At 43.3% G+C, this 23,569-nt stretch carries 25 protein-coding genes and 1 pseudogene; 14 read left to right on the plus strand and 12 right to left on the minus strand.

The features are described from left to right. Positions 1 to 13 precede the first annotated feature (13 nt). Entirely contained in the window at positions 14 to 223 is a 210-nt protein-coding gene (locus F6K46_RS15820; protein ID WP_293020603.1) for a hypothetical protein, read from the plus strand. A gap of 482 nt (positions 224 to 705) precedes the next feature. On the opposite strand, the pseudogene F6K46_RS15825 reads toward F6K46_RS15820, so the two are convergent. Then, a pseudogene (locus F6K46_RS15825) lies at positions 706 to 915 on the minus strand (Txe/YoeB family addiction module toxin); the annotation flags it as partial. 43 nt (positions 916 to 958) lie between these two features. Then, positions 959 to 1,231 (minus strand): type II toxin-antitoxin system Phd/YefM family antitoxin, encoded by a 273-nt coding sequence (locus F6K46_RS15830; RefSeq protein ID WP_293058220.1) that lies wholly within the window; start codon positions 1,229 to 1,231, stop codon positions 959 to 961. 393 nt (positions 1,232 to 1,624) lie between these two features. Between F6K46_RS15830 and F6K46_RS15835 the strand changes: the two genes are divergently transcribed. Next, positions 1,625 to 3,760, plus strand: a complete 2,136-nt coding sequence (locus tag F6K46_RS15835) for a pentapeptide repeat-containing protein (protein WP_293058223.1) — start codon at positions 1,625 to 1,627, stop codon at positions 3,758 to 3,760. 137 nt (positions 3,761 to 3,897) lie between these two features. On the opposite strand, the gene F6K46_RS15840 is transcribed toward F6K46_RS15835, so the two are convergent. Next, complete coding sequence (locus F6K46_RS15840; RefSeq protein WP_293058226.1) at positions 3,898 to 4,509, minus strand: Uma2 family endonuclease; 612 nt, start codon at positions 4,507 to 4,509, stop codon at positions 3,898 to 3,900. Continuing rightward, complete coding sequence (locus F6K46_RS15845) at positions 4,506 to 4,655, minus strand: hypothetical protein (protein ID WP_158069855.1); 150 nt, start codon at positions 4,653 to 4,655, stop codon at positions 4,506 to 4,508. The genes F6K46_RS15840 and F6K46_RS15845 overlap by 4 nt, the downstream gene beginning before the upstream one ends. Before the next feature lie 257 nt (positions 4,656 to 4,912). Here F6K46_RS15845 and F6K46_RS15850 point away from each other — a divergent pair, with 257 nt between their 5' ends. Both F6K46_RS15850 and F6K46_RS15855 read left to right on the plus strand, forming a co-directional pair. Further along, positions 4,913 to 5,137, plus strand: a complete 225-nt coding sequence (locus tag F6K46_RS15850; RefSeq protein ID WP_293058230.1) for a hypothetical protein — start codon at positions 4,913 to 4,915, stop codon at positions 5,135 to 5,137. A 111-nt stretch (positions 5,138 to 5,248) separates the two neighbouring features. Next, positions 5,249 to 5,482 (plus strand): DUF433 domain-containing protein, encoded by a 234-nt coding sequence (locus tag F6K46_RS15855; RefSeq protein WP_293058233.1) that lies wholly within the window; start codon positions 5,249 to 5,251, stop codon positions 5,480 to 5,482. Between the two features lie 210 nt (positions 5,483 to 5,692). Here the strand turns inward: F6K46_RS15855 and F6K46_RS15860 are convergent, their stop codons facing one another. Further along, positions 5,693 to 7,324, minus strand: coding sequence for an Hsp70 family protein (locus F6K46_RS15860; protein WP_293058236.1), 1,632 nt, complete (start codon positions 7,322 to 7,324; stop codon positions 5,693 to 5,695). A gap of 54 nt (positions 7,325 to 7,378) precedes the next feature. On the opposite strand from F6K46_RS15860, the gene F6K46_RS15865 reads away from it, so the two are divergent. Next, positions 7,379 to 7,546 (plus strand): hypothetical protein, encoded by a 168-nt coding sequence (locus F6K46_RS15865; RefSeq protein WP_198954244.1) that lies wholly within the window; start codon positions 7,379 to 7,381, stop codon positions 7,544 to 7,546. On the opposite strand, the gene F6K46_RS15870 is transcribed toward F6K46_RS15865, so the two are convergent. The 4 genes from F6K46_RS15870 to F6K46_RS15885 all read right to left on the minus strand — a co-directional run bounded on the left by F6K46_RS15870 (position 7,524) and on the right by F6K46_RS15885 (position 12,398). Further along, on the minus strand, positions 7,524 to 9,134 hold the full coding sequence (locus F6K46_RS15870; RefSeq protein WP_293058239.1) for a DUF2079 domain-containing protein: 1,611 nt from the start codon (positions 9,132 to 9,134) through the stop codon (positions 7,524 to 7,526). The genes F6K46_RS15865 and F6K46_RS15870 overlap by 23 nt on opposite strands. A gap of 106 nt (positions 9,135 to 9,240) precedes the next feature. Beyond that, entirely contained in the window at positions 9,241 to 10,803 is a 1,563-nt protein-coding gene (locus tag F6K46_RS15875; protein WP_293058241.1) for an ATP-binding protein, read from the minus strand. Beyond that, complete coding sequence (locus tag F6K46_RS15880; RefSeq protein ID WP_293058243.1) at positions 10,803 to 12,176, minus strand: histidine kinase dimerization/phosphoacceptor domain -containing protein; 1,374 nt, start codon at positions 12,174 to 12,176, stop codon at positions 10,803 to 10,805. The genes F6K46_RS15875 and F6K46_RS15880 overlap by 1 nt, the downstream gene beginning before the upstream one ends. Positions 12,177 to 12,206: 30 nt before the next feature. Further along, entirely contained in the window at positions 12,207 to 12,398 is a 192-nt protein-coding gene (locus F6K46_RS15885) for a CBS domain-containing protein (protein WP_293058245.1), read from the minus strand. 89 nt (positions 12,399 to 12,487) lie between these two features. On the opposite strand from F6K46_RS15885, the gene dxs reads away from it, so the two are divergent. The 3 genes from dxs (at position 12,488) to F6K46_RS15900 (ending at position 16,501) form a co-directional block, all read left to right on the plus strand. After that, positions 12,488 to 14,395 carry a 1-deoxy-D-xylulose-5-phosphate synthase gene (gene dxs, locus F6K46_RS15890; RefSeq protein ID WP_293058271.1) on the plus strand — a complete coding sequence of 636 codons (1,908 nt, stop codon included), beginning with the start codon at positions 12,488 to 12,490 and terminating at the stop codon, positions 14,393 to 14,395. Positions 14,396 to 14,504: 109 nt separating this feature from the next. Further along, positions 14,505 to 15,566: an S-methyl-5-thioribose-1-phosphate isomerase gene (gene mtnA / locus F6K46_RS15895; RefSeq protein ID WP_293058248.1), complete on the plus strand. Its 1,062-nt coding sequence runs from the start codon at positions 14,505 to 14,507 to the stop codon at positions 15,564 to 15,566. A 317-nt stretch (positions 15,567 to 15,883) separates the two neighbouring features. After that, on the plus strand, positions 15,884 to 16,501 hold the full coding sequence (locus F6K46_RS15900; protein ID WP_081431405.1) for a L,D-transpeptidase: 618 nt from the start codon (positions 15,884 to 15,886) through the stop codon (positions 16,499 to 16,501). A 54-nt stretch (positions 16,502 to 16,555) separates the two neighbouring features. On the opposite strand, the gene F6K46_RS15905 is transcribed toward F6K46_RS15900, so the two are convergent. After that, complete coding sequence (locus F6K46_RS15905; protein WP_075905024.1) at positions 16,556 to 17,296, minus strand: phycocyanobilin:ferredoxin oxidoreductase; 741 nt, start codon at positions 17,294 to 17,296, stop codon at positions 16,556 to 16,558. 671 nt (positions 17,297 to 17,967) lie between these two features. On the opposite strand from F6K46_RS15905, the gene F6K46_RS15910 reads away from it, so the two are divergent. Continuing rightward, entirely contained in the window at positions 17,968 to 18,150 is a 183-nt protein-coding gene (locus F6K46_RS15910; RefSeq protein WP_075905026.1) for a twin-arginine translocase TatA/TatE family subunit, read from the plus strand. A 206-nt stretch (positions 18,151 to 18,356) separates the two neighbouring features. On the opposite strand, the gene F6K46_RS15915 is transcribed toward F6K46_RS15910, so the two are convergent. Continuing rightward, positions 18,357 to 19,061, minus strand: a complete 705-nt coding sequence (locus F6K46_RS15915) for a Crp/Fnr family transcriptional regulator (protein WP_075905028.1) — start codon at positions 19,059 to 19,061, stop codon at positions 18,357 to 18,359. Positions 19,062 to 19,438: 377 nt separating this feature from the next. Between F6K46_RS15915 and F6K46_RS40150 the strand changes: the two genes are divergently transcribed. Then, positions 19,439 to 20,221, plus strand: a complete 783-nt coding sequence (locus tag F6K46_RS40150) for a globin domain-containing protein (RefSeq protein WP_075905030.1) — start codon at positions 19,439 to 19,441, stop codon at positions 20,219 to 20,221. A 297-nt stretch (positions 20,222 to 20,518) separates the two neighbouring features. Here the strand turns inward: F6K46_RS40150 and F6K46_RS15930 are convergent, their stop codons facing one another. After that, the gene (locus F6K46_RS15930) at positions 20,519 to 20,662 is read right to left on the minus strand and encodes a hypothetical protein (RefSeq protein ID WP_158069857.1); all 144 of its coding nucleotides are present in this window, start codon (positions 20,660 to 20,662) and stop codon (positions 20,519 to 20,521) included. A 142-nt stretch (positions 20,663 to 20,804) separates the two neighbouring features. Here F6K46_RS15930 and F6K46_RS15935 point away from each other — a divergent pair, with 142 nt between their 5' ends. The 4 genes from F6K46_RS15935 to F6K46_RS15950 form a co-directional block, all read left to right on the plus strand. Further along, positions 20,805 to 21,374 (plus strand): DUF4255 domain-containing protein, encoded by a 570-nt coding sequence (locus F6K46_RS15935; RefSeq protein WP_293058257.1) that lies wholly within the window; start codon positions 20,805 to 20,807, stop codon positions 21,372 to 21,374. 38 nt (positions 21,375 to 21,412) lie between these two features. Next, the gene (locus tag F6K46_RS15940; RefSeq protein WP_293058260.1) at positions 21,413 to 21,736 is read left to right on the plus strand and encodes a hypothetical protein; all 324 of its coding nucleotides are present in this window, start codon (positions 21,413 to 21,415) and stop codon (positions 21,734 to 21,736) included. Between the two features lie 81 nt (positions 21,737 to 21,817). After that, complete coding sequence (locus F6K46_RS15945) at positions 21,818 to 22,261, plus strand: hypothetical protein (protein ID WP_293058263.1); 444 nt, start codon at positions 21,818 to 21,820, stop codon at positions 22,259 to 22,261. A gap of 24 nt (positions 22,262 to 22,285) precedes the next feature. Then, positions 22,286 to 23,569, plus strand: a 1,284-nt coding sequence (locus F6K46_RS15950; RefSeq protein WP_293058265.1) for a phage tail sheath subtilisin-like domain-containing protein, incomplete at its 3' end; no start/stop codon positions are given.

A 23,569-nucleotide genomic window follows, 5' to 3' on the forward strand; every position in this document is an offset into this window, starting at 1 on the left:
TAGTTTTTTACTCATGTCTACAGACTTTATTCCGAATCACGACAATAATCCTAAGAAACAACGTATTAAGTCCATTAAGGGCTCTCCTGAAGCAGTTACCAAGACTATTTACGGTCTTTCTGCACTGGGGTATGGGTCGGTTTCCGACTGGAGCCCTTTGCAAGCAACCGGCATTCCGGGGCAAGTAATTAGTTTTGCAACCAAGTATCAAACTTGGCGTTAATAGGTTAAATTTATGGGGGGGTTTCCCCCCCGGTCTGGTCCGCTAGGATCACATCCGGATTGATTCGGAAACTGATAGACAAGACAATTACGTTTACAGCATTGAAATAGCCGTGGATAGTATTTCTACGGCTATTTTTTTTGTAAGTATTCAGTTATCAGCTATCAGCTATCAGCTATCAGCTAATGCGCTACGCGAACAGCTATCGGCTTACAGCAAATTTTGCCCCCCTAGCCCCCCAAATTTGGGGGGAAATTGAGTTAAAGTCCCCCGCCCCCCTAACCCCCCAATTTTGGGGGGAATTAGCGGATGCTTCGCTTTTTGATAGTCGGGGATTTAGGGGGCTTGCAGCTAAAGGTAGTGAGGTCAATTCATCTGAAAACGGCTGTATGATTGGGGCTACACCTATGGTGGGCAGTGCCTAGTAACGGGTTTTGTCAGCTGATCTGTATCAAGCACTGCCCACCCTACATCAACTAAAATTAATTAAATTGATCGTAATGACCACCTATTGCAAAAATATAAACATAGTTATCATCAAATTTGTAAATAAGGCGATCTTTTTGAGAAATTATTCTTGACCACAACCCCGATAAATTATGTTTTAACGGTTCAGGTTTTCCCATTCCTTTAGCGGGATCGTCTCTCAGCATTTCTTTGATGATTTTACAAAGGGTTTGATGGAGTTTTTTGTCTTTTTTACGAAGTTATTCGTAAATTTCCCAAGTTTTGCCCTCAAATACTAAGTATCTCATCTAGTTCTTGTTGATTGGGAGAGTAGCCTTTATTTTTGGTATGGGTAGCTTGAGAATGGTTAATCTGTTCCATTAAATGGCTATTTTGTAATACATACAATGTTTCTTGTTGTTGTTCCCAATCTTCGGCACTAATAATAATAAAGTCTCCCTGATTGGGATCGGTGATTTTGAGGGGAGTATGTTGATTAATGACTTGTTTAATAAAGTCTTGAATGTTAGTCTTAAATTGCTTGATAGGAATAGAGTTCACGGTTTTTTCCTCATTTATACTTAAGTATAGCAGGTTAATATTTCCTTGAGTTGCTTGTAAGCATTTATCTCAAGTCCGGTTGAATACCGATAATAAAAGTTTATCGAAGGCAGCTTTGCTGAAGTAAAAGAATAAGGTTTCAAGGGAATGGTGCGATCGCATTTAGCGGCTCCAAAAGAGCATCGGAACGGTAGAAGTCGGTTTCAGCTATAACAACCTATTCCTGGGTTTCTGTCGAAAAACGTCTGTAGGTTAATAAACACAACGAGGCAGTAATTATTAAAAAATATTTCTAGTTTATTGACAAGAACTGCTTGTTATACTAAACTACTTGAACTAAAGTTACCTATTCCCTAATCCCTGTTCCCTTTACTACATATATGACTATGGCTGATGAAAGCTAATGAAGTTCTGGAAAAATATGCAGCAGGAGAAAGGGATTTCCGCAGGGAAAATCTTAGAGGTCAATCGTTTCAGGGGCAAGACCTTTCAGGGGCGGATTTTAGTGAAGCGGATATTAGAGGGGCAAGTTTTAAGAATGCTATTTTAAGGGATACTAGGTTTTGTAAAGCGAAGGCGGGATTACAAAAACGGTGGGTAATTGTTCTTCTGTTGCTTTCATGGATAACGTCAGGAGTATCTGGATTTACCAGCTTCTCTGGTAGGTTTTTAGTAGCGCGAATATTTACCTATAAAGGCTTGCTAGAACAAGTCTTTGGCTGTATAGCTTTGGTTGTAATAATTGTTTTATTTACTGTTACCCTTCGTCAAAGTATCGAAAAAGCCGGAACTTTGGCCATAGGCATTGCCGGAGTCGGAGCTTTGGTTCTAGCCGTTGCTGGAACCGTATCTGGAGGCGAAACCGATGCCAATGCGATAGCCTTAGGCGGCGTTGCCGGGTTTGTAGGCGTAGTCGGAGCCGGAGCCGGAGCTGGTGCTGCTGCCGTAGTCGTGGGATTTACCCAAGCTGTAGGCGTAGCTTGTGCCGGTGCCGTAGGCGGAGTTTTTGCCTTTGCCTTTGCCGGAGCTGTAGCCTTTACCGTTGCGGGAGCTGTAGCCCTTGCCTTTTCCAAAGCTTTTGCTGGAGAGTTAGCCGGAGTTATAACTATAGTCCTAGCCTTACTTGGGACTTACCTGGGCTGGCGTATTCTAACAAGAGACCTCAAAGATGCCTGGATTCGCAGTATTGCTATTGCTTTTGCTGCCACAGGAGGAACCAGTTTTTACAAGGCAGACCTAACCCATGCTGATTTTTCGGGAGCTACCCTTAAAAGTACAGATTTAAGAGAGGCTAATCTTACTCATAGTTGTTGGCACAATACTATTAAGCTTGACCAAGCAAGACCAGGTAATACTATCTTAGCTGATAGGGCTATCAGAGAATTATTGGTTAGTGGTAATGGTTACAATAAGTCTTATGTTAAGGGTAATCTTAGGGGTGCAAACTTAAGAGGGGCTAATCTAAATAAGGCGAATCTAAAACTAGCTGATATTAGCGAGGCAACTTTACAAGATGCTAATTTAGAATGGGCTAATTTAACTGAAGCTCAAGCAGTTGGTACTGATTTTACTAATGCTTATTTTACGGGGGCTTGTTTAGAAGCGTGGAATATTGATTCAACAACTAGCTTTACTGATGTTGATTGTCAGTATGTGTTTTTACTAGAGAATCCCAATGCTATGGGAAGTCGAGAGCGCCGCCCCCATGACTCTAATCGTGTTTTTCAACCAGGGGATTTTGAAAAGCTTTATCAGCAGGTTATGAATACGGTGCAGATTCTTCTGCGTAATGGGGTTAATCCAGAAGCATTTCGTCAAGCCTTTCAAGAATTAATAGCGGAAAATCATGACATTAGTGGTGATTCAATTCAAGCAATTGAGAGGAAGGGCAATGATATTTTACTGACGTTGGAATTTCCAGAATCAACTGATAAGGGTAAAGTTGAAAGAGAATTTTTGGCAGTTTATGAAGCTAGGCTGGAAGCAGCGAAACAAACGGCTATGCTAGAAGCGGAAAGAAGTCATCTCAAAGATGTTAAGGAAATTGTTAGGGCTGCTTTCACTAGTAATCAGTTATCGAGTCCTACCATAAATCTTACAAATACAGTTCAAGCGGATAATGATATGTCAGATAATTCACAGAGTTTTGATATAGACCAAGGCCAAGCTAATAATCCTAACAATAACTCTAATCTTGTCAATAACTCTACTATAGGTGGTGGTATTGCTGGGAGAGATAATAAAGGGGATGTTATACACCACCATGCTCCTGACAAAAACCTAGCCGAAGCAGCAGCTGAAATTCAGCAACTTCTAAACCAACTATCCCAGACTAATTCCGCTAGTACTGAGATTGAGAAGTTAACAGTTGTAGCGAGGGCTGCTGAGGAAATCAAGAATAACCCAACCCTAAAAGCTAAGGTAGTCAATGCTATCAAAGCTGGAGGAGTGGAAGCTTTTAAGGAAGCCATAGACCATCCTTTAGTTAACATTTTAATGGCTACTATTGAAGGATGGACGGAAGTTTAGGGATAAGTAATCAGCTATCAGTGGCGTAGGGTGTGTTAGGGACGGGCTCCCCTTGATTTTCCCCCTGTTGATATCGGTTGAGATAGCCCGGCCCGTAACGCACCACCGGGTCAAACTAGAGATCCTTCCCCCTTGCCTCAGCGCAGCCCTATAAATAATTGATCTGTAGATAACTTAAGATTAGGAAAAAGGGAAGATTTGAGACAATCCCCTCTACGAAACATTACTTTCTGATATTGATCATTCACCATACAGCAGACCGTTACCGTCGGTTGTTTGGGGCTACCAATAAAATATTTTCCGCCAATACCGAGATAATCGACAATCCAGTATTCTGGAATCCCCAAAGCTTCGTAATCTTCATACTTACGAGCATAATCATTCTGCCAGTTTGTACTAACGACTTCAACTACAAGTTTTACTGTAGTACCCAGAGTTATCACTGCTTCCCTTGCCCACAGTGCTTCGTTGATTAGTTCTCCTTCATCAAGCACAACCAAATCTGGTCTGAAAGCATTGAAGGTTCCCAAGGGCTGAATTAAGCAACGGTGTGGGATAAAATAAGGTACATCTAAACGATCTATTTCTATATTAAGCTTTCGGCTAATTAAAGCCACGACTTGCTCGTGGGAGCCAGTTTGTTCTATTTCAATTAGCTCTCCATCAATTAGTTCGTAGCGTTGATCGTCTCCATACTGAGCAATAAATTCTTCTGGACTGATACCGGTTTTGGTTGCTGATAGAATCATAGGGAACAGGGAACAGGGAACAGGGAACAGGGAACAGGGAAGAGATAAGAGGCAATAGTGCTTAGCCTATTGTAGGGTGCGCTCAAAGTAATCAACATCTGCTGCTTCAACCGATTGATTATAAGAGGTTGTCTGATAAGTCTCATTTGCTACATATAAGCCCCCTAAATCCCCCAATTTTGGGGGACTTTTACCAGCAAATAGATTCTTGTTCCCCCCAGAATTGGGGGGCTAGGGGGGCAAAATTCAGTATCAAAAAACTTTTCATATATCCTCTAAGGAAGGCACCACCCAAACCCCTTGATTTTTACACTTGTTACCCTAATATTTTATCTTTTATTGTGAGTTAAAATAACTTGATCGGACTCATAATCCGATCGCCCGTAGGTTAAGAGAGTCAAAAATGATGCAAACAAGTCACTTCAATCAAATTTTAGAAATGATTGACGCTCTTTCTTTAGAGGAACAGAACGATTTAATGAATATTGTTAGACATAGACAAATTGAACAAAGAAGAGAAGAAATCGCTGTTAATATTACTAAAGCTCACCAAGACTATCAACAAGGTAACGTTTTTCGGGGTACAGTTGATGATGTGATCGCCGAATTAAACGATGAAGTTTATTAGTTAAATAAACCTAAGTTTTCCGACTAATTGCTATAAAATTGCTACAATCTGCTGATTCAGGAATAGCGGCAACTAAAATAGAGATAAACAAAGCAACTTGTAGACACCCTCATGAATTCAAAAACTAGCTTGATCGCTCGCATTACTCAAACCCCTGGTCAGTGTGGTGGTCGTCCCTGCATTCGAGGGATGCGAATTCGAGTTACCGATATTTTAGAAATGTTGGCTGAAAATGTTAGTGTTACTGAAATTTTAAAAGATTTCCCCGATTTGGAACTGGCAGATATTCAAGCTTGTCTGCTTTTTGCTGCACGACGCACTGATTTCCCCAGACTGACAGCATGAAGATTTGGATTGATGCTCAACTGCCTCCAACATTAGCAGCGAGCCTTTGGGTGGTGCGTTACGGAGCGGGCTGTTGCAACAGTCGCTACGAAGTTTAACATGAGGACAAGCCCGCCCCTAACGCACCCTACGCACGACGCACTGATCCCCTGTTCCCTGTTCCCTGTTCCCTAATATTTATAAGTGTTCAAGCGAAGATGATATGACCAATTAACTTAACTGAGCCACTACCTGATTTGCCAATAACGTTTCATTGGTAAGTAAATCATCAACAGTAACTCTCAAGTAACGTTCAGCATCAACTTGAAACTGGAGTTTAATGCGATCGCTTCCAGGATTGCCCAGGGGTGTTAATTTAGCCAGACTTCTTGCCCCATCTTTGTCATTGAGGGGTTGCACAGCGGTTTGACCCTGGCCTAACTGACGAGTAATCAAGCGATCGCCTTCAAAATAAATCTCTGTGCCACCAGTTTGGGAGCCTAACTCTCCTAAAATTAGCTCTATACTCGGTTGATTCTCTACTGATGCTCCTAAGAATAGTTCTACTGGCTCACTCATGGGGTAAGGCTGTCCTTCTCTAATGATTGAGTGCCAGTTGTGACGCTTTAACCGTCTATCCCAATAGCGAATTCCGTAGCTATGGTAGAGGAAATCTTGGACTTCGATACCTTGGCTGAGCTGAAGTGCGCCAGTTGCGATCGCTTCAAAGGGTTTTTGGCAACGAACCTTGCTTGAGTCGAAATACTGGTTTACCCATGCCTGAACCGCTGGGATCTTCACCGTGCCACCCACTAACAAGACACCATCTATATCTGGTACTTCTATACCGCTGCGTCTTGCTTGTTGCAGCACTTCCGTCATCCTATCATCAAGGGTATCAAAAAACTGGTGTTCTTTGAGGATAGTTTCAAAGGTCTCCCGGTCTAGTTTTAGTTCGTAACTCTCGAAGGTTTCATCATTAAAATAGACTTCTGTAGCTTCAGACTGCTCAGACAGTTGAATTTTCAGGCGTTCTGCTAGTCGAGTAGTCAAAGGCGATCGCATTAACCCTTGAGTTTCCACAAAATAATCCACCAGCCAGTTATCAATATCTGTCCCACCCAAATTTTGTCCCACTTTCGCCAGCACACGGGCAATTTTCACCTTCTGGCTAGACCCTTCACCAAAGGACTTTTGCCCCCACTTAAGAATAAACCCGAGGGGTTTTTTATTCCCTTGAGCCTCCTGATTCAGCTGTACCAGAGATAAATCCAGGGTGCCACCACCAAAGTCTATAACTAACAGAGTATCCCCTTCGGCAATACCATAGCCCAAGGCAGCCGCTGTCGGTTCATCCAACATCCTCACCTGTTCCACTGGCAACGATTGACAGATGCCACTAAGCCAATGGCGGTAAGCTTCAAAGCTATCCACAGGCACAGTCAGAATCACCGATTCAATCGCAGAATCCCCCGCCTCGGACTGGAGGGCTGATAGATTTTCAATAATTTGGTTGAGGAACCATTCCCCAACTTGTTCAAAGGTGATCCCGATGCCATCCAGTTCTGGCAGAAATCCCTGAACCTCAGCACCAATCCCCCGTTTGAAGCTGCGGAAGAATCGAGGGTCACTGGTGAGATCCAATCCGCGATCGCGTACTGCCTGTCCAACAATCACCTTACCCTGAGCTGCATCTTCCACATACACCAAACTGGGAATTAAGGGAGGATTTTGACTAAGTTGCAGAGCAAGTCCTGGTAACGTGATAGTTTCTGGCGTTTCCGTGACAGGGTTCCAGCGAGTGATTACCGTATTGCTCGTGCCAAAGTCAATAGCGTAGGACGTAGTACTGGTGCTAGGCATTTAATGTTTATTGAACTGATCTTATTGATATTCTTTATTATTAAATATCAGTTTATGGCCGAACTACTCAATAGCCAGGACACCTGTACCCAGGAAGACAGTTTAGCAATCCGTATCGGAATTGTGATAATTTTTGATGCCATCTTCCCGATTCCCGATTCCCGATTCCCGACTCCCGATTCCCGATTCCCGACTCCCTTTAGACCTCCAACTCTTGCCTAAAGGTTAGCCATGCTGTCATAGCCTCTGGATTAGATGCTACTCCTTTTTGCATCAAAATCACACCATCTTTAAAATCAATGATGCCATACTCGTTAGTCTTGGTGACCCGGTCAATCATGTTAACTAAGGAGCGCAACCGCTGACCATCATGCTTAAAGGCAATTTGATAGCGTTGTAACCGCCATAAATCTGCGATCGCATAATCCACCTTCACTACCTCGCCATTATCATTGCGCAACTGTAAGTCAGCTAAGCGGATGACTTCCCGACGTCCTGACAGATGAGGGACTAGATAGGTAGTAGCTGAGACACTAGCATTTGCAGGAATCTGAGCCAGTAATGACCGGATCGACCCCACACGAGACCACTGTTGGGTTAAGGGCACATAAACGAAGGGTTGGTAGGAATCCGGAAGGAGGAAATAAAAGGTTCGATTTGGGCTAGAGGTAATGGTCAACACTACCGCAAGGGTTAGACAAAAAATCCAAAAGCGCCGAAACTTAGACCTAGCAGAGATCACAGCTTGACTAAATTGGGGATGAGCTGACCACCAAAGTATCGCGCCATAAAATAGCCCAGGTACTACGGTCATCGCATAGCGGATATTAATAGCAAGCACTGATTGACCTTTACCCAACAGAAGTTTTAGCAAAGGAAATGCTGCGATCGACCAAGAAGCGGGAGCAATAGCTGGTATAAATGCTAACGGTAACCATTGACCTAATAAATATTGAATAGTGCCAAAAAAGGGAGTAAACAATTCTACTAGTAAACGCCAGGGATTGCTCAGCATACCCTTAATAATTTCCAGAGTAGACGCCTCATCCCCATCAGCGTACTGACCAAAACGCTCGATCATGAACCGTTGAGAAATATCTTCGGAAAATAGGGGCATAATTAGATTGGTCAACACAAGTATGTAACCGAAACTGAGGGTACAAACTGCCAGACCAATGCGAGGGTAGCGCCGACTAACGATTAAATAAAATCCCACACCAAACAAACCTATCCCGGAATCTTCCCGCACAGCTAAAATCAAAATTGCCAGCAACCAAAACAGCCACCACCAGCGTTTTTCCATAGCTAGCAGTAGCCCAAACACAAACAGCGGAATTTGGCAGATGTCATGGAAGTTGGCTAAGGTCGGACCGAGAATAGCATTAGCACAGTAAAAGCTAACCGTAATCATCGCTGCTAACATCGGTTGCAGATACTGTCTGGCCAGGATATACAAAACTACACCAGCAGCTGTTACCAAGGTTACCTGCAAAACGGTTAGGGTAGCCGGAAATGGAAACAAAGCATATAACGGTAACCAAAGTAACAGCGCGGGAGTAAAGTGTTGCCCTAATCGGTGGTAATAGACATCTGGAACTTCCCCATTATGAACTACATTAGTAGACAGCTGGGATGAAAGAGTACTCTGAAAGAAGCGACCGTGACTTCCATTCCAGAAGACTTGATTAAAAATTCCTTGGTCGTAAGAAGAATAAAAAGTATAGTGTCGATGTATAGTAAAAATTAAGGTGAATAAAAAAAATGCGATCGCCGCAGTAATAGCAAGTTTTAACCCAGGTTTTTTTGTCATTTGTCCTTTGTCATTTGTCCTTGGTATTAAGCTCCCGAAAGTTTCGCTTTTTTAAAACTACTCTTGTTTTAAACACACCCGAACTAAATCCCTACAAAGGTAATTGCTAATTGTGACTACTCCCGAGCCATTGCCAATCAGCACTTGTGACGTCTGAAGTCAGAAGTCTTACTTCCCCATTACTTACTATGGGAATTTTAATGGTAAATGTTGTCCCAACGCCCAATTGGCTAGTCAGTTCAATCTCTCCCTGATGCTGTTCTACACAGCGTTTCACAATCGATAGTCCCAGACCAGTCCCTTGAATTGTCCCCACATTTTTGGCTCGATAAAAAGACTCGAAAATTTTCTTTTGGTCTGCTTCAGCAATCCCAATTCCTTTATCCTGGATTTGGAACACAACCAACTGCTGTTTCAGATCACAGCTTAGGTGAAGCGTCACGATTTCATGAGAAGGAGAATACTTCAGAGCATTGGTAAGCAGATTAGTTATAATGTAATGTATAAGTCTATCATCCATACAAACTTCTGTATGGATCCCGTCAGAGGTAAAAACAATCCGGTTGCGGCTGGCTTCATCTAGGCATAGTTCTGCAATTAAATCCTGGCAGAATTGCTCCAAGTTCATCGGAGTTGGAATAAAATCTAGCCGACCTACTTCAGCTTGACCGATTAGCAACACCTCTTCCATCAACTCAGTCATGCGCTCTACTGAAATAGTAATTCGTTTTAGATAACGCTGCTTTTGCTCCTGAGTGGCCAGATTACCATAGCGCTTGAGTAACTCAGCGGCAGTTAGGATCACACTGAGGGGATTACGGAATTCGTGGCAAACGGTGGAGACGAACTGGGAGCGGAAATCTTGGATTTCTTCTTCTTTTGCCAACACCTCCTCTAACATTTCTGTCTGAGGATCCTCGCTGATATCCCAAAACGCCAGAACTACTCCATTCACCTTTCCCAGTTGGTCTTTTAGGGGTGACGCACTATTACCAACAGGAATTCGACCACCGTCCTTTGCGATCAAAGCGTTATGCTCACCCAGATAGACAACTTGTCCGGTCTTGATCACTTTATCTAGGGGATACTTAACTAGATTCCCGGTCAGATCATTCACAATTGGGAACACTGAGGTCACATCTCGCCCCCATACCTCGGATTGGTTCCAGCCAGTCAAAGCTTCAGCGGAAGCATTCATAAAAGTAATGGTACCTTGGGTCGTGGTAGCAATAACCGCATCATCGATAGAGTTTAAAATGGATGCCAACTGAGCTTGGCTGTTCTGCAACGACTGCTCCATCTGGTATTGCTGGAGAGCAATCTCAATAGCAACCCGCAAATCTCTCTCGTTAAACGGTTTGGTCACATAGCCAAAGGGTTGGGTAACCTTAGCCCGTTGCAAGGTATCTTCATCCGCATAGGCAGTCAAATAGACGATAGGAATATGTAAATGTTCACGGATTTGCCTAGCAGCAGTAATACCATCCATCTTGCCTTTTAGGAAAATGTCCATCAGCACTAAGTCAGGCTTAGTTTGAGCGGCTTTGGTAATCGCTTGAGAGCCAGATGAAGCGGTAGCTGATACCATATACCCCAATTGCTTAAGCTGGCTAGCAATTGTCTTAGCAACAATAACTTCGTCTTCTACAACTAATACCCTGGTAACCACTATTGTTGTCCTATTGCTTCTACAATTGTTGCTGTTGAGAATACTATTCGGAAAGCTGTCCCCTCGCTATGGCCCTGAAACATACTCCCGTCTAATTGCTCCGTTGCCAGGTCATAAACTAACGATAATCCTAAAGACTGGGTATTACGCCAATCTAACTCTTCTGGTAAACCAACCCCATTATCTCGGACAATCAATGCAACGTCATCGTTCCCGCTACGGTGCAATTCAATGTGAATCTCACCAGAGCGTCCGTTGGGAAACCCGTACTTCAGGGAATTCGATACCAGTTCATTGATGATTAGACCGCAAGGGATGGCCTGATCCAGACTGAGGGGAATGGGTTCAATAGTGGTGTACAACTGAATCCTATCGCTAGTTACTTGATAAGCTACTAATAAGTTCACCGCTAGGTTCTGGATATAATCCACTACATCCAGGTTGCCTATGACTGAGCCGCCATAAAGTTTCTTGTGAATTAGAGCCATGGCTTCAAGGCGATGGCGAGCTTCCGACAGGTGTAGTCGGGTTTGGGGTTCATCTACTGCCATAGATTGCAAGTGTAGCAAGCCAGAAACAATTTGTAAGTTGTTTTTGACCCGATGGTGAATTTCTTTGAGCAGCACCTCTTTCTCAACTAGGGTAGCTTTGAGGTTTTCCTCAACCTGTTTGAGCTGTGTGATGTCGATGGCTATGTTATAGATCCGAATTGGAGTGTTATTAGCATCTGTTAGAAGGTGAGCGCGATGGCGAATCCAACTCACAGCTCCATCCGGTCGCAAAATTCTGTAGTCAATATCTTTGGCACCAGTTGACAGCAGGGTTTGGTGTGCCAGTTGATAGCTTTCGAGGTCCTCTGGGTGAACCACTGATTCCCACAGGCGTAAGTTTCCGAAGAACTCAGTGATACTGCGACCATAGACTTGCTCGGTAGCAGTGTTAAGATAAAGCAATTTGTCAATGGAAGGATCAAAAGACCATACCACTGCTTCTAGGAAAGCCAGAATACTCTCAAGGCGTTCTTGACTCAACTGCCAGGCATGTTGATTTTCCCCCAATTCCTCTTCAAACTGCTGATTTACAGCAACTTCCTGCTGCCATCGCTGATTAGCTGCCACTAATTCCCCTTCTTTTTGAGTCAACTTTTGCTGTAAGTCTTCCACCTTAGTCACGATAGCAGAGAGGATTGCTGCCATGGTGTGGGGGGTCACCACAGGTACTACTTGACCTTGTTCATCCACTAGAGGTAGGTGACGAATCTGGTGTTGACGTAATCGAGACTCTACCAAAAAAATGTCTGGTGTCGGTATGATCGGGAAGGTAATTAACTCAAGAGTCATCACATCAGCAATGGAAACAGCTGAGTGTACCATTCCAGCTGATGCTACTTGGACCAGATCCCGTTATGTAAAAATACCTAGCAATTTCTGCTGCTGTACTACCAGCACATAGCTCCTTCCGGTTTGATTCATCGTAGCGATCGCTTCCGTTACTGGAATATCGGGAGCAATGGTTAAAGGCTGCTGGTCGCCAGGAAAATCTACAATAGAAAATTGACCAGACATGCCATTTTTCAGGTAGTCTTTAGCTTCCATATAACCCTCGAAGCGCCAAATTATTGGATACTTTTAGGGAGTCGAAAGACAACAATCAACAAAATCCAGTAGCAATTCAAAGAGACGGTATGCATCTCAGTGAAATTACTCATCCAAATCAGTTGCACGGTCTATCGATTCGTCAACTAGAGGAAATTGCCCGTCAAATTCGCGAGAAACACCTCCAAACCATAGCTACTAGTGGTGGTCACTTAGGTCCAGGCTTGGGAGTGGTAGAATTAACCTTAGGTCTGTATCAAACACTTGACCTTGACTATGATAAGGTAGTCTGGGACGTTGGACACCAAGCTTATCCCCACAAAATGCTCACGGGGCGCTATAATCGATTCCATACCCTACGGCAGAAAGATGGGATTGCTGGTTATCTAAAGCGCTGCGAGAATAAGTTTGATCACTTTGGAGCCGGTCATGCCTCCACCAGTATTTCTTCTGCTTTGGGTATGGCGATCGCCCGAGACCGCAAGGGGCAAAACTTCAAAGTAGCAGCAGTTATTGGTGATGGTGCTCTGACCGGTGGCATGGCATTGGAAGCCATCAATCATGCAGGACATCTACCCCATACTAAACTACTGGTGGTTCTCAATGACAATGAGATGTCCATCTCCCCCAATGTCGGGGCTATTCCCCGTTACCTCAACAAAGTGCGGCTTTCTGAGCCGATGCAGTTTCTTACTGACAATTTAGAGGAACAGTTCAAAAATCTCCCCTTTGTCGGTGAGTCTTTATCCCCAGACTTGCAACGGGTCAAGGAAGGGATGAAGCGTTTAGCCGTACCTAAGGTCGGAGCAGTATTTGAAGAACTGGGCTTTACCTACATCGGACCGGTAGATGGTCACAATCTAGAGGAGTTAATTTCCACCTTTACCAACGCACACAAGCTAGATGGACCAGTGCTGGTGCATGTGGCAACTACGAAAGGCAAGGGGTATGCGATCGCAGAAGCAGACAAAGTGGGTTACCATGCCCAAAGTCCCTTCAACCTAGCTACCGGTAAAGCGCTTCCCGCTAAAAAACCCAAACCCCCCGGCTATTCCAAAGTGTTTGCCCACACCCTGGTCACACTAGCTCAGAATAATCCCAAAATCATTGGCATCACGGCAGCTATGGCTACCGGCACAGGGTTGAATAAATTGCAAGAAAAACTCCCTAACCAATACATTGATGTGGGAATTGCGGAACAACACGCTGTCACCCTAGCGGCTGGCCTAGCCTGTGAAGGAATGCGACCAGTTGCAGCGATTTACTCCACCTTCTTACAACGGGCTTACGACCAAATCATTCACGACGTTTGTATCCAAAACCTACCGGTCTTTTTCTGCCTCGACCGTGCGGGAATTGTTGGTGCTGATGGCCCTACTCACCAAGGTATGTATGATATCGCTTATTTGCGATGCATTCCTAATATGGTAATTATGGCTCCCAAAGACGAAGCTGAACTGCAACGTATGGTAGTTACAGGAGTCAATCACACCGATGGTCCGATTGCCATGCGCTATCCTCGCGGTAGTGGCTATGGCGTTCCTCTGATGGAAGATGGTTGGGAAGCCCTACCCATTGGTAAAGCAGAACTCTTGCGTAATGGTGACGACCTGTTAATGCTAGGGTACGGCAGTATGGTTTACACCGCCATGCAAACTGCTGAAATTCTTAGCGAGCATGGTATTGAAACAACGGTTATTAATGCTCGTTTTGTCAAGCCCCTAGATACAGAATTAATCTTACCCTTGGCTCAGAAAATTGGTCGTGTAGTTACCCTAGAAGAAGGGTGCTTAATCGGTGGCTTTGGTTCAGCGGTGGCAGAAGCACTGATGGATAATGATATATTAGTTCCCCTCAAGCGCTTTGGTGTACCGGATAAATTAGTGGATCATGCCAAGCCCGATGAATCAAAAGCTGATTTGGGGCTGACTGGCTCTCAAATTGCTGAACAGATCAGGGAAGCGTTCTTTAATAGACAGCCATCTGCTGTTAGTTAGTTTATCAATGTTAAAAGTTGACGGTTGATAGTTAACAGTTAACCGTCAACCGTTAACAAGATAGCCAATAACAATTAACAAATAACAATTAACAATATACCGAACTTATATGAATTCATCCATATACCAAGTGTATCCCGTTATTTGGGAAAACGACCGAGTTTTCCTTATTGACCAAAACCGCTTACCCGGCAAATATTCCATTGTAGAAATCAGCCGCTGTGAAGATATGGTTGAGGCGATTAAAACTATGATTGTTCGGGGAGCGCCAGCAATTGGAATCGCAGCGGCTTATGGCATTTACCTTGGCGCAAGAGAGATTAAAACTAAAGAACGCAAGGCTTTCCTCGAAGAGCTTGAAGTTGTAGCGCAGCAATTGCGGCAAACTCGTCCTACAGCGGTTAATTTGTTTTGGGCAATCATGCGGATGCTTAAAAATGCCTATGAAACGATCGGGACAGTAGAAGAGATTAAAGCTTCCTTACTTGAAACAGCTAAACAAATTCAGCTGGAGGATTTACAAACCTGTCAAGCCATAGGCGATCGCGGATTAGAAGTATTACCGAAAACCCCCGACAAACTGTGTCTTCTGACCCATTGTAATGCAGGAGCGTTGGCAACCGCTGGGTATGGTACTTCCTTGGGAGTGGTGCGTTCGGCGTGGCGGGATGGGCGATTAGCCAGATTATATGCTGGCGAAACCCGCCCCCGCTTGCAAGGTGCTAGGTTAACGACCTGGGAATGCGTCGAAGAAGGTATTCCCGTTACTTTAATTACCGATAGCATGGCCGCCCATTGTATGAAACAAGGGCTAATTGATGCGGTTGTAGTGGGAGCTGATCGAATTGCTGCCAATGGGGATACGGCTAACAAAATTGGTACCTATAGTTTAGCCCTGATTGCTCAAGCTCATCAGATACCCTTCTTTGTTGCTGCTCCGATCTCAACCATTGATTTTCAGCTATCTACAGGCGTTGAGATTCCCATTGAAGAACGTCACCCCTCAGAAATTTATCAGATTGGGGAAACAGTGATTTGTCCTCCTAAAGTGGAATTTTATAACCCAGCTTTTGATGTGACTCCGGCGGAGTTAATTACTGCCATTATTACTGAAAAAGGTGCACTTTCCCCCAGTGAGCTGTCACAACTTAACATTAAGCAATCAGTGTGACATCTATCTTGGTTTTAGGGAATAGGGAGTAAGGAGTAGGGAGTGGCACCGCATGAAAATTGAATGTACCTCATAAGGAGCAAGAAACGCTATAACTGACCCAACTATACTTGAGTCAGTTTTTTAGTTCAGCAACCTCTAAAGGATAAACTTCAATAGCTATGTCTGTTTAGATTATGTCTGTTTAGATCATGTCTGTTTAGAACAAAGCCCTGCAGCTGTATAACAGTCAACCGTTAACCGTCAGTGGTCAATAGTCAACAAAACATGATCAAGTAGAATATGCACATAAAATATCGACTAGCTAAGAGGAAATCGTGAACGGAAAACTTTCCACCCAACGCTTAATTGTGTGCGGCTTAAGTGTAGCTATCCCGTTATTCTACGCAGAGGTAGCCACCGCCGCCGCTGATCTAACCAATACTAGTGTCAGTAACTGGAAAGAAATTCGGTATGAAAGCTTTCTGCCAAGGCTTGAAACACCAGAATTGTCCCCTCTCGAAGAAGTCAATCAGTATCTGCGGCAAGAGGAAGATTTTTTTAATAATACCCCTCGTTTAGTGATTAAACTAAATGAGCGTCGTCTTTATGTTTATCGAGGAGATAAACTCGAAGCCAGTTATCCAGTTGCCATCGGTCAGCCTGGTTGGGAAACCCCTACAGGCAATTTCCAAGTGACACAGATGGTTCAAAATCCAGTTTGGCAGCATCCTATCACTGGTGAAGTTGTTGCTCCAGGACCAGAAAACCCTCTTGGTCCAAGGTGGATGGCATTTTGGAGTGATGGAACAAACTACATCGGCTTCCATGGTACCAATGATGAGGAACTGGTGGGACAAGCAGTGTCTCACGGTTGCATCCGGATGCGTAATGATGATGTCAAAGCTTTGTATAACAGAGTGGCTTTGGGAACATCTGTAACAGTACAGGAATAGTTATTGTTAACAACTCCCCGGGCGTGAGCAATCCTCGCGCCGGGGATTTAAGTATTAAGATCCTGGCAAGTCAAATAGTACCGAAGTCATATAGTTCTCTGCCCATTCAACACCAAACGCTTTTTCAAGCACCCGCCGGGTTTTGTCATTCTGCCGCTGCTTGCTGCAATAATAGTGTTGACTAGCAATAATTTCTGCTTGCTTTTCTCTAGAGACCGGTAGGGCATTAGCAGCATGGGCACAGTGAATCTGTAATAAATCATCCACCCATGTTAAGAACTGTGCTTCTTCTTCTGGACCATTGGGACGCACAAAAATGCAAAATTCTGAAAAAATGTCTGCCCAAGGTGGTAAGTCACGGGGCTGTTTAAACTCAGGTTTTGGTAGGGTCTCTAAAGAACAGTGATAGGCTTCGGGTAAGGTACGTTTAGGATGGAGTGGAGACAGGTCTGCGATCGCAGCACTGATTTGTCCTCTAGCTGCCACCACATCACAGCCAAACATGGGCAAAGCATAGTCTGGACGAGGAAACATTACACAGTGTAAAATATCCAACATCTCACCTACTTTTGCCAATTCCAGGTGCATTTTCCGAAACTGAGGTGTCTGATAGCAATGATTTTCGATAGTCAGTTTCTCTCCCTCAAGCCGTCCTTGTACGTAGCCTAACTCGGCTGGTAAATGATAAGGAGAAAGGTCTAAGTAGCGCCGCCAGTTCGATTCAATACAGTCCGCCAGCTTAGCGCACAGAGGGTTTTGTTGGGTTCTTAGGGATGGCGTGGAAGTGGTTGACATTCCTTAACACTTAAAGGCTATGGGTAACATTGAGGCAACAGGCTTGCAGACCAAAGGGTTGGATGGGTTCTCCCCCCATTATTTCCCTTCACAAGAGGGCTAGGAAAAAGACAAAAGCTATGGAAGACTTGAAGTATCAACCATTGCATTGATTGTAACCATTGCTAATGGTATATTTTTATACTTTATCTTTCCTCCTTCATCCTTCCACCTCTATCTTCTCACCTTATCGGTGACCATCAATTGGAGCAAGACATCCTAAGTATGGACTTCGGATAAGCTTAGGATATCAGCTTGCCATGGTCAATCCTGTAACGCTACACAAAACTTTGTTACTCCTGGGATTGGATCTACGATATTGTTTGCGTTCGCGTAGCGTAGCCCTTCGGGCTACGCTACGCGAACGCATCGAATTCCTTCCTTGTACCCTGGACTAGGGATGCATTGCTGAATCTTTGGATGAATAGGAGTGGGGTGGGCATCCTGCCCGCCCGAAAATGAATACTTTGAGTGGGCTACCGAGATTGACCTAGGTTGATTGTGCGCCAGATAAAACCGTAAAGTAGATTAGCTAGGAAATTTTTTTGTTTGGCCGTGAAGTAGGGTAGGCTAAGTGCTAGAAAGAAGTTCAAGGTTAATTAAAAGTTAAAAGCAGTTTAGAGGAAATTGGTATGTTTGGTTTAGGATGGCCGGAAGTAATGATTATTGGTGTTGTAGCAGTTGTTATTTTTGGACCAAAGAAGATTCCTGAAATTGGCAGCGCCCTAGGGAAAACCCTCAGAGGCTTCAAAGACGAGATGAATAATCCGACATCAGACGCTGAGGAGTCACAAACTGAGCAGAAAAATTCATAATTAACCAAACTTTCAGGGGGTAATTCATCCCACACTGACTTTACGGTTCAGACCTGGTTATCGCAGGTGGTGGAAGCTATAACAATGCCTGCAATAAGCGCGTTTCTCATAGTAACGAGGTACAAACGAGGTACACAGGATTTTTTCCCGACTCCCGATTCCCGACTCCCGATTCCCGATTCCCGATTCCCCACTCCCTAGTCTTTTCATCCTTCGTTGTCCGCGATTGCATCTAACTGCTGCCAGTCATTGATAATAATTTTGCCTCCCCGCTTGTAGGTAACTACTGAATTGATCGAATTTATCTTTTTGAACAAACGCACGCATTCTTCATAGGTTATACCTATACTGCGAGCAATTTGATAGTAAGGAAGGTTCACATTTAAAGACTCTCCCTGAGCAACAGACTGAGTTCCATAGCGAGTGGCATAGTATTGCAGCAGACGCACCAGTCGTACAATTGCCCTTTCAGAAATTAGTCCATGTACGGTGTTATGAATTTGTTGCAGGCGTTGGTTAAAGACTTCCAGGATTCGCAACGCCACTTCTGGACTATGGCGAATCGTCTCTAACAGCGCCTCTCGTTCTATGGTTAGCACTTGCGAGTCCACCTGACAAATAACTGTTGCGGGAGCAATACCATTACCAAAAATTGCCGGAGCCGCAAAAATATCCCCCTCAGGGATGATGCGCAAAAGGCTTTCTTTACCACTCGTCCCGGTTTTTTTAATTTGCAGAGTTCCCTTGATTAAGGCATAGAGTTGGCAGGGCAGGCGATCGCCCTCGTAGATCACAATCTCATCCCGCAAATAAGTCCGTACATTGCTATAAGGTTGAATATTCTCTAGCGCTGAGGTTTCTAGGTCTTTCAGCACCCAGACTTGAGCTAATTGTTCTATGGATGAGACCATGCCTAGTAGTCCTTTGAGTGTTTATGAGAAACGCTATAGCAATTCTCTATCCCATGAGGTACAAAGGGATCCCCCTAAATCCCCCTTACAAAGGGGGACTTTGAGATTCATAAGCGTACCTCATAAATGCTATTAACGCTATATGATCAACAATTTTAGGGATCCGTGTAGGAATTGTGAGAATTTTTGTTCCCTACTCCCTACTCCCTACTCCCTACTCCCTACTCCCTACTCCCTACTCCCTTTGCTTTTTCTTCGTTTATGAGCTAGCTCAAGGACAGCCCTAACTTTTTCTGTCACAGTAAAAGTAACAACGAGTTCAGGGATATTTACCAATCTTAGAACTTCCTACCTAAAATTGTGATGAGGAAAGGATTATGGGTAATGCGATCGCTACAGCAAAAACATCGTTTAGCACTTCCCTACAAAAATTAGTTGACTATCCAGAGACAGGGATAATTAGCAAAGTTTTGCTCAAGGATAACAATTGCCAATACACCCTATTTTGTTTGGCAAAAGGTACAGCAATTGACGAGCATACTTCACCTCGTAATGTCGCCATCACGGTAATTGAAGGGAAAGGAATTCTGAGCTTAGACCAGAAAGAGATTACCTTAGAACCAGGAGTCTTTATCTTTATACCTGCTAAAGCACCTCATAGGTTACAAGCCCAAGAGAATCTGAAATTTGTGCTAACCCTTTCGGAAAAGCCTAAACCGGTAAATCAGGTTAGTCAAGAAACTATAGATATCATCAAGTCCACAGCTCCCCTGCTCAAAAAGCATGGTAAGCAAATTACTACTCGGATGTATGAAATCATGTTTCACAACCATCCAGAGGTAAAAGCACAGTTTGATATGTCAGCTCAAGCCAATGGTTCTCAACCAGCTAAGTTAGCGACAGCAGTCTATAGTTATGCTACCAAAATTGATAATATGGAGGCTTTAAAATCAATGGTTGAGGTGATTGCTCATCGTCATGTAAAAACCCATGTTAAACCAGAACAATATCCCATTGTGGGAGAGAGTTTACTACAAGCGATGAAGGATGTGTTGCATGAAGCGGCGACAGAGGAAGTGATAGCAGCTTGGACAGAAGCTTATCAGATATTAGCTGATATTTTTATTAACCGAGAACATCAAATCTATCAATCATTATAGCAATCTGGGAGTCGGGAGTCGGGAGTCGGGAGTCGGGAGTCGGGAGTCGGGAGTCGGGAGTCGGGAGTCGGGAGTCGGGAATATGAGAACCGCTATATTTCTGTTAGTCTAAATTCCCGGCAGTCAAAACTTGGCTCAACGGTTAAGATCAGCTCAGGAAACGTAGGTGATGTTAACCGTTGATTTCCAGTTGCCGTGGAACGGGCATCTTGCCTGTTCCTTAGATTGTCGGGCAGGCAGGATGCCCACCCCACTCCTATTCATGGGAAGATTCAGCAATTGCCTTGCATTCAGCTATCAGCCGTTGGCCAAGGCTGACGGCTGACGGCTGACGGCTGACGGCTGACGGCTTACGATAAATGATCGGAGTTGAAAATTTCTAAAAATATTACGATATATTTCATTGTTTAAAATCCCGAAAAATGTTACGATAGATTTCATTTTTCGGGATTTGCTCTCTTTCTTTGTTTTTCATGTTAGTGTTATTTTGGTGGCAGTTAGAAGTATAGAAAAGGTATTGCCCTATTCCATAGTCTTCTTGTCAAGATTATCCTCCAATTATTAGGCGGGATAGATACTTCCTATGTTGGATCATGTTCTCTCGTTTCTTAAGGAACAACTCAACAGCTACATCCGAGTAAAAACCGGGGGTCAGGCTTTTGAGGTCTTATTTCTTCAGGATCGCAACGGCAAAGAAGTTTCCTTAGAAGAGAATGCGATTACTACCTTATTAGTTAACTTAGAAGAAGACTATACCTTTCGTTCTGGTGCCGCCTATGAAAGGATGCCTAATCAGGGGGGTAACCAGCAAAATAACCCTAATCTTTACCTCAATTTATACGTTCTCTATGCTGCTAATTTTACTAATTACCGGCAATCTTTAAAGTTTTTATCCCTAATTATCAAATACTTTCAAAGTCATCGATTATTTGATTGTCGTAACTCTCCAACCCTCAATCCTGAGATCCAAAAATTGACCATAGAACTGGTTAATTTGCCTTTTACTGAACAAAGAGAGGTTTGGTCTGGTTTAGGCATGTCTTATATGCCTTCAGTCATTTATAAAGTCAGAATGGTTGTCTTTGCCGATGGGGATACGGTGGAAATTGGCTCTGATGTAACTGATAGGGAAGTTAGTAGTTCAAGAATCTAGTATCGCCGCCAAACTAAAACCCAAGGGTCATCTAGATTATGCTTTATAAGCAACTATTTGAATTGAGTATTATTCACGACTATTATCGGGATGAAGTCTGCCCGGACTTAAGTGTTGAACCAACACCTGAATGTCGTAGGGTACTTAGGGGTCATCGTCTGATTGTTAAGAATAAAGTTAACGGACTAGTGGTCATTGCCCCAGTAGATTCAGAACAGAAACCCTGGGTATATCTTGCTGATAATTTGCGATTTACTTTTATATTGAAAATAAAAAATCAAGATTTTATAGATTTCACAGATATTGACTGGAAACCCGTTGATAATGTTAGTTATCATTTTAGTAATGAAAATAATAATTAAAATAAAGCGTCAGATTTAGATATAATTCATACTCAATGGTGTTACATAAAAGTGCCCAGGGTACAAACTATTTTTGGCATTGTGGATATTTATAATAACTCCTCCATGCCTAAAGATTTGAATGAGGTGAGTGACTATAAAATAACCTTTCAAGCCAAAAAACAACCGTGGTACTATTACCTGGTAACGGATCAGTTAACTAATGGCGATGAATTCTTGATTGAAGATAAAGATACAATTAGGGAACCAAAAATTAAGTTTACTAGATCTACGAGGGCCGAAGCCGAAAATACAGATCCAATATTTTCGGCTCTTAACCAACAATTTCCTGAATTTCAAAAATATCTCTTTAAATCTGACTCAGAAATTGCTTGTCAGGAAGCTGGGATAAAAAATATTCAACTTTTAAAAAAGAAAAAGAGTGAACTTGGCGAGCCCACTGAGCCCACTGTGTGGATTGACCATTTACCTAATCCCCCTAATCATAACGGAATTAAATTCATAAACGCCCTGAAATACCTGTAAAACTTTAAGACTAAGGATTGAACCATGGTAACGTATAAAACTCCCAATGTTTATGTCGAGGAAATTTCTACATTTCCCCCCTCAGTCGCTGAGGTATCTACAGCGATTCCAGCTTTTATCGGTTACACAGAGAAAGTTGGAATAGGCGGCCACTTAAAGAATAAACCCACTCGAATTAGTTCACTGCTTGACTATGAAACTTTGTTTGGCAAAGCTCAAGCAAGTAAATTTGTAGTAACAGCAAACGGAGATGGTATTGCTAGCATTAAACCTCCTGAATTCAAGTATTTAATGTATTATGCCTTGCGGATGTATTTTGATAACGGTGGGGGCAGTTGTTACATTGTTTCGGTGGGTACATATGGCACTCCAGAAACCAATACAGAAACCAATACAGAAACCAATACAGAAACCAATACAGCAACCAATACAGCAACTCTGAAGAATAAGAGTGATTTTGAAAAAGGTTTAAAAGCTTTAGAAAAAGAAGATGAACCAACCTTAATCCTGCTTACTGATGCGGTAACTTTAGGTGATACCGATTATTACGGACTTTGTCAACAAGCTTTAGAGCAATGCAAAAAATTAAAAGATAGGTTTGCTATCTTGGACGTATTACCAAATACAACAAGCACTGAGCAAGCAGGTAAGGATTTTAGAGATAAGCTCAAAGTGAGCGAGGTAGATTATTTAAAATATGGCGCAGCTTATTATCCCTACCTCCAAACATCACTCAACTACTATTACACCGACGATTCTGTAACTATCAAAGGAGGTGGAGGAAGCACTAATACAGGAGGAACCACTAATACAGGAGGAAGCACTGACTCAACGCTGACTGACATCAAAACCGACAACACCGATCTCTACAACCAAATTTTGACTGAACTAGCTAAACAGCGAGTCGTATTACCTCCAAGTGCAGCCGTAGCAGGGGTATATGCCAGAGTAGATCGGGACAGGGGAGTTTGGAAAGCACCTGCTAATGTCAGCTTGGCATCGGTACTTGCGCCTACGGAAAAAATTACCAACGAGGAACAGGAAAATCTTAACGTTGATCCCACCGCCGGTAAATCCATCAATGCTATTCGTAGCTTTACCGGAAAAGGAACTTTAATTTGGGGTGCAAGAACCTTAGTGGGACTAAGCGCGATAATTCAAGGCATAAATAGTGCTATGCTATATAGGGTAAGTTTTTTAGGTTGGTTACTTTTTCCCTCCAATCCCATGAAAGAAACTGTTTCCACAGCAATGCCCCCGTGCTTCGATAGATGGTGTCAGCGTTTTGACGATATCTTCCGAACTAAA

The organism is Moorena sp. SIO3E8 (assembly GCF_010692445.1).
Classification (GTDB): Bacteria; Cyanobacteriota; Cyanobacteriia; order Cyanobacteriales; family Coleofasciculaceae; genus Moorena; species Moorena bouillonii.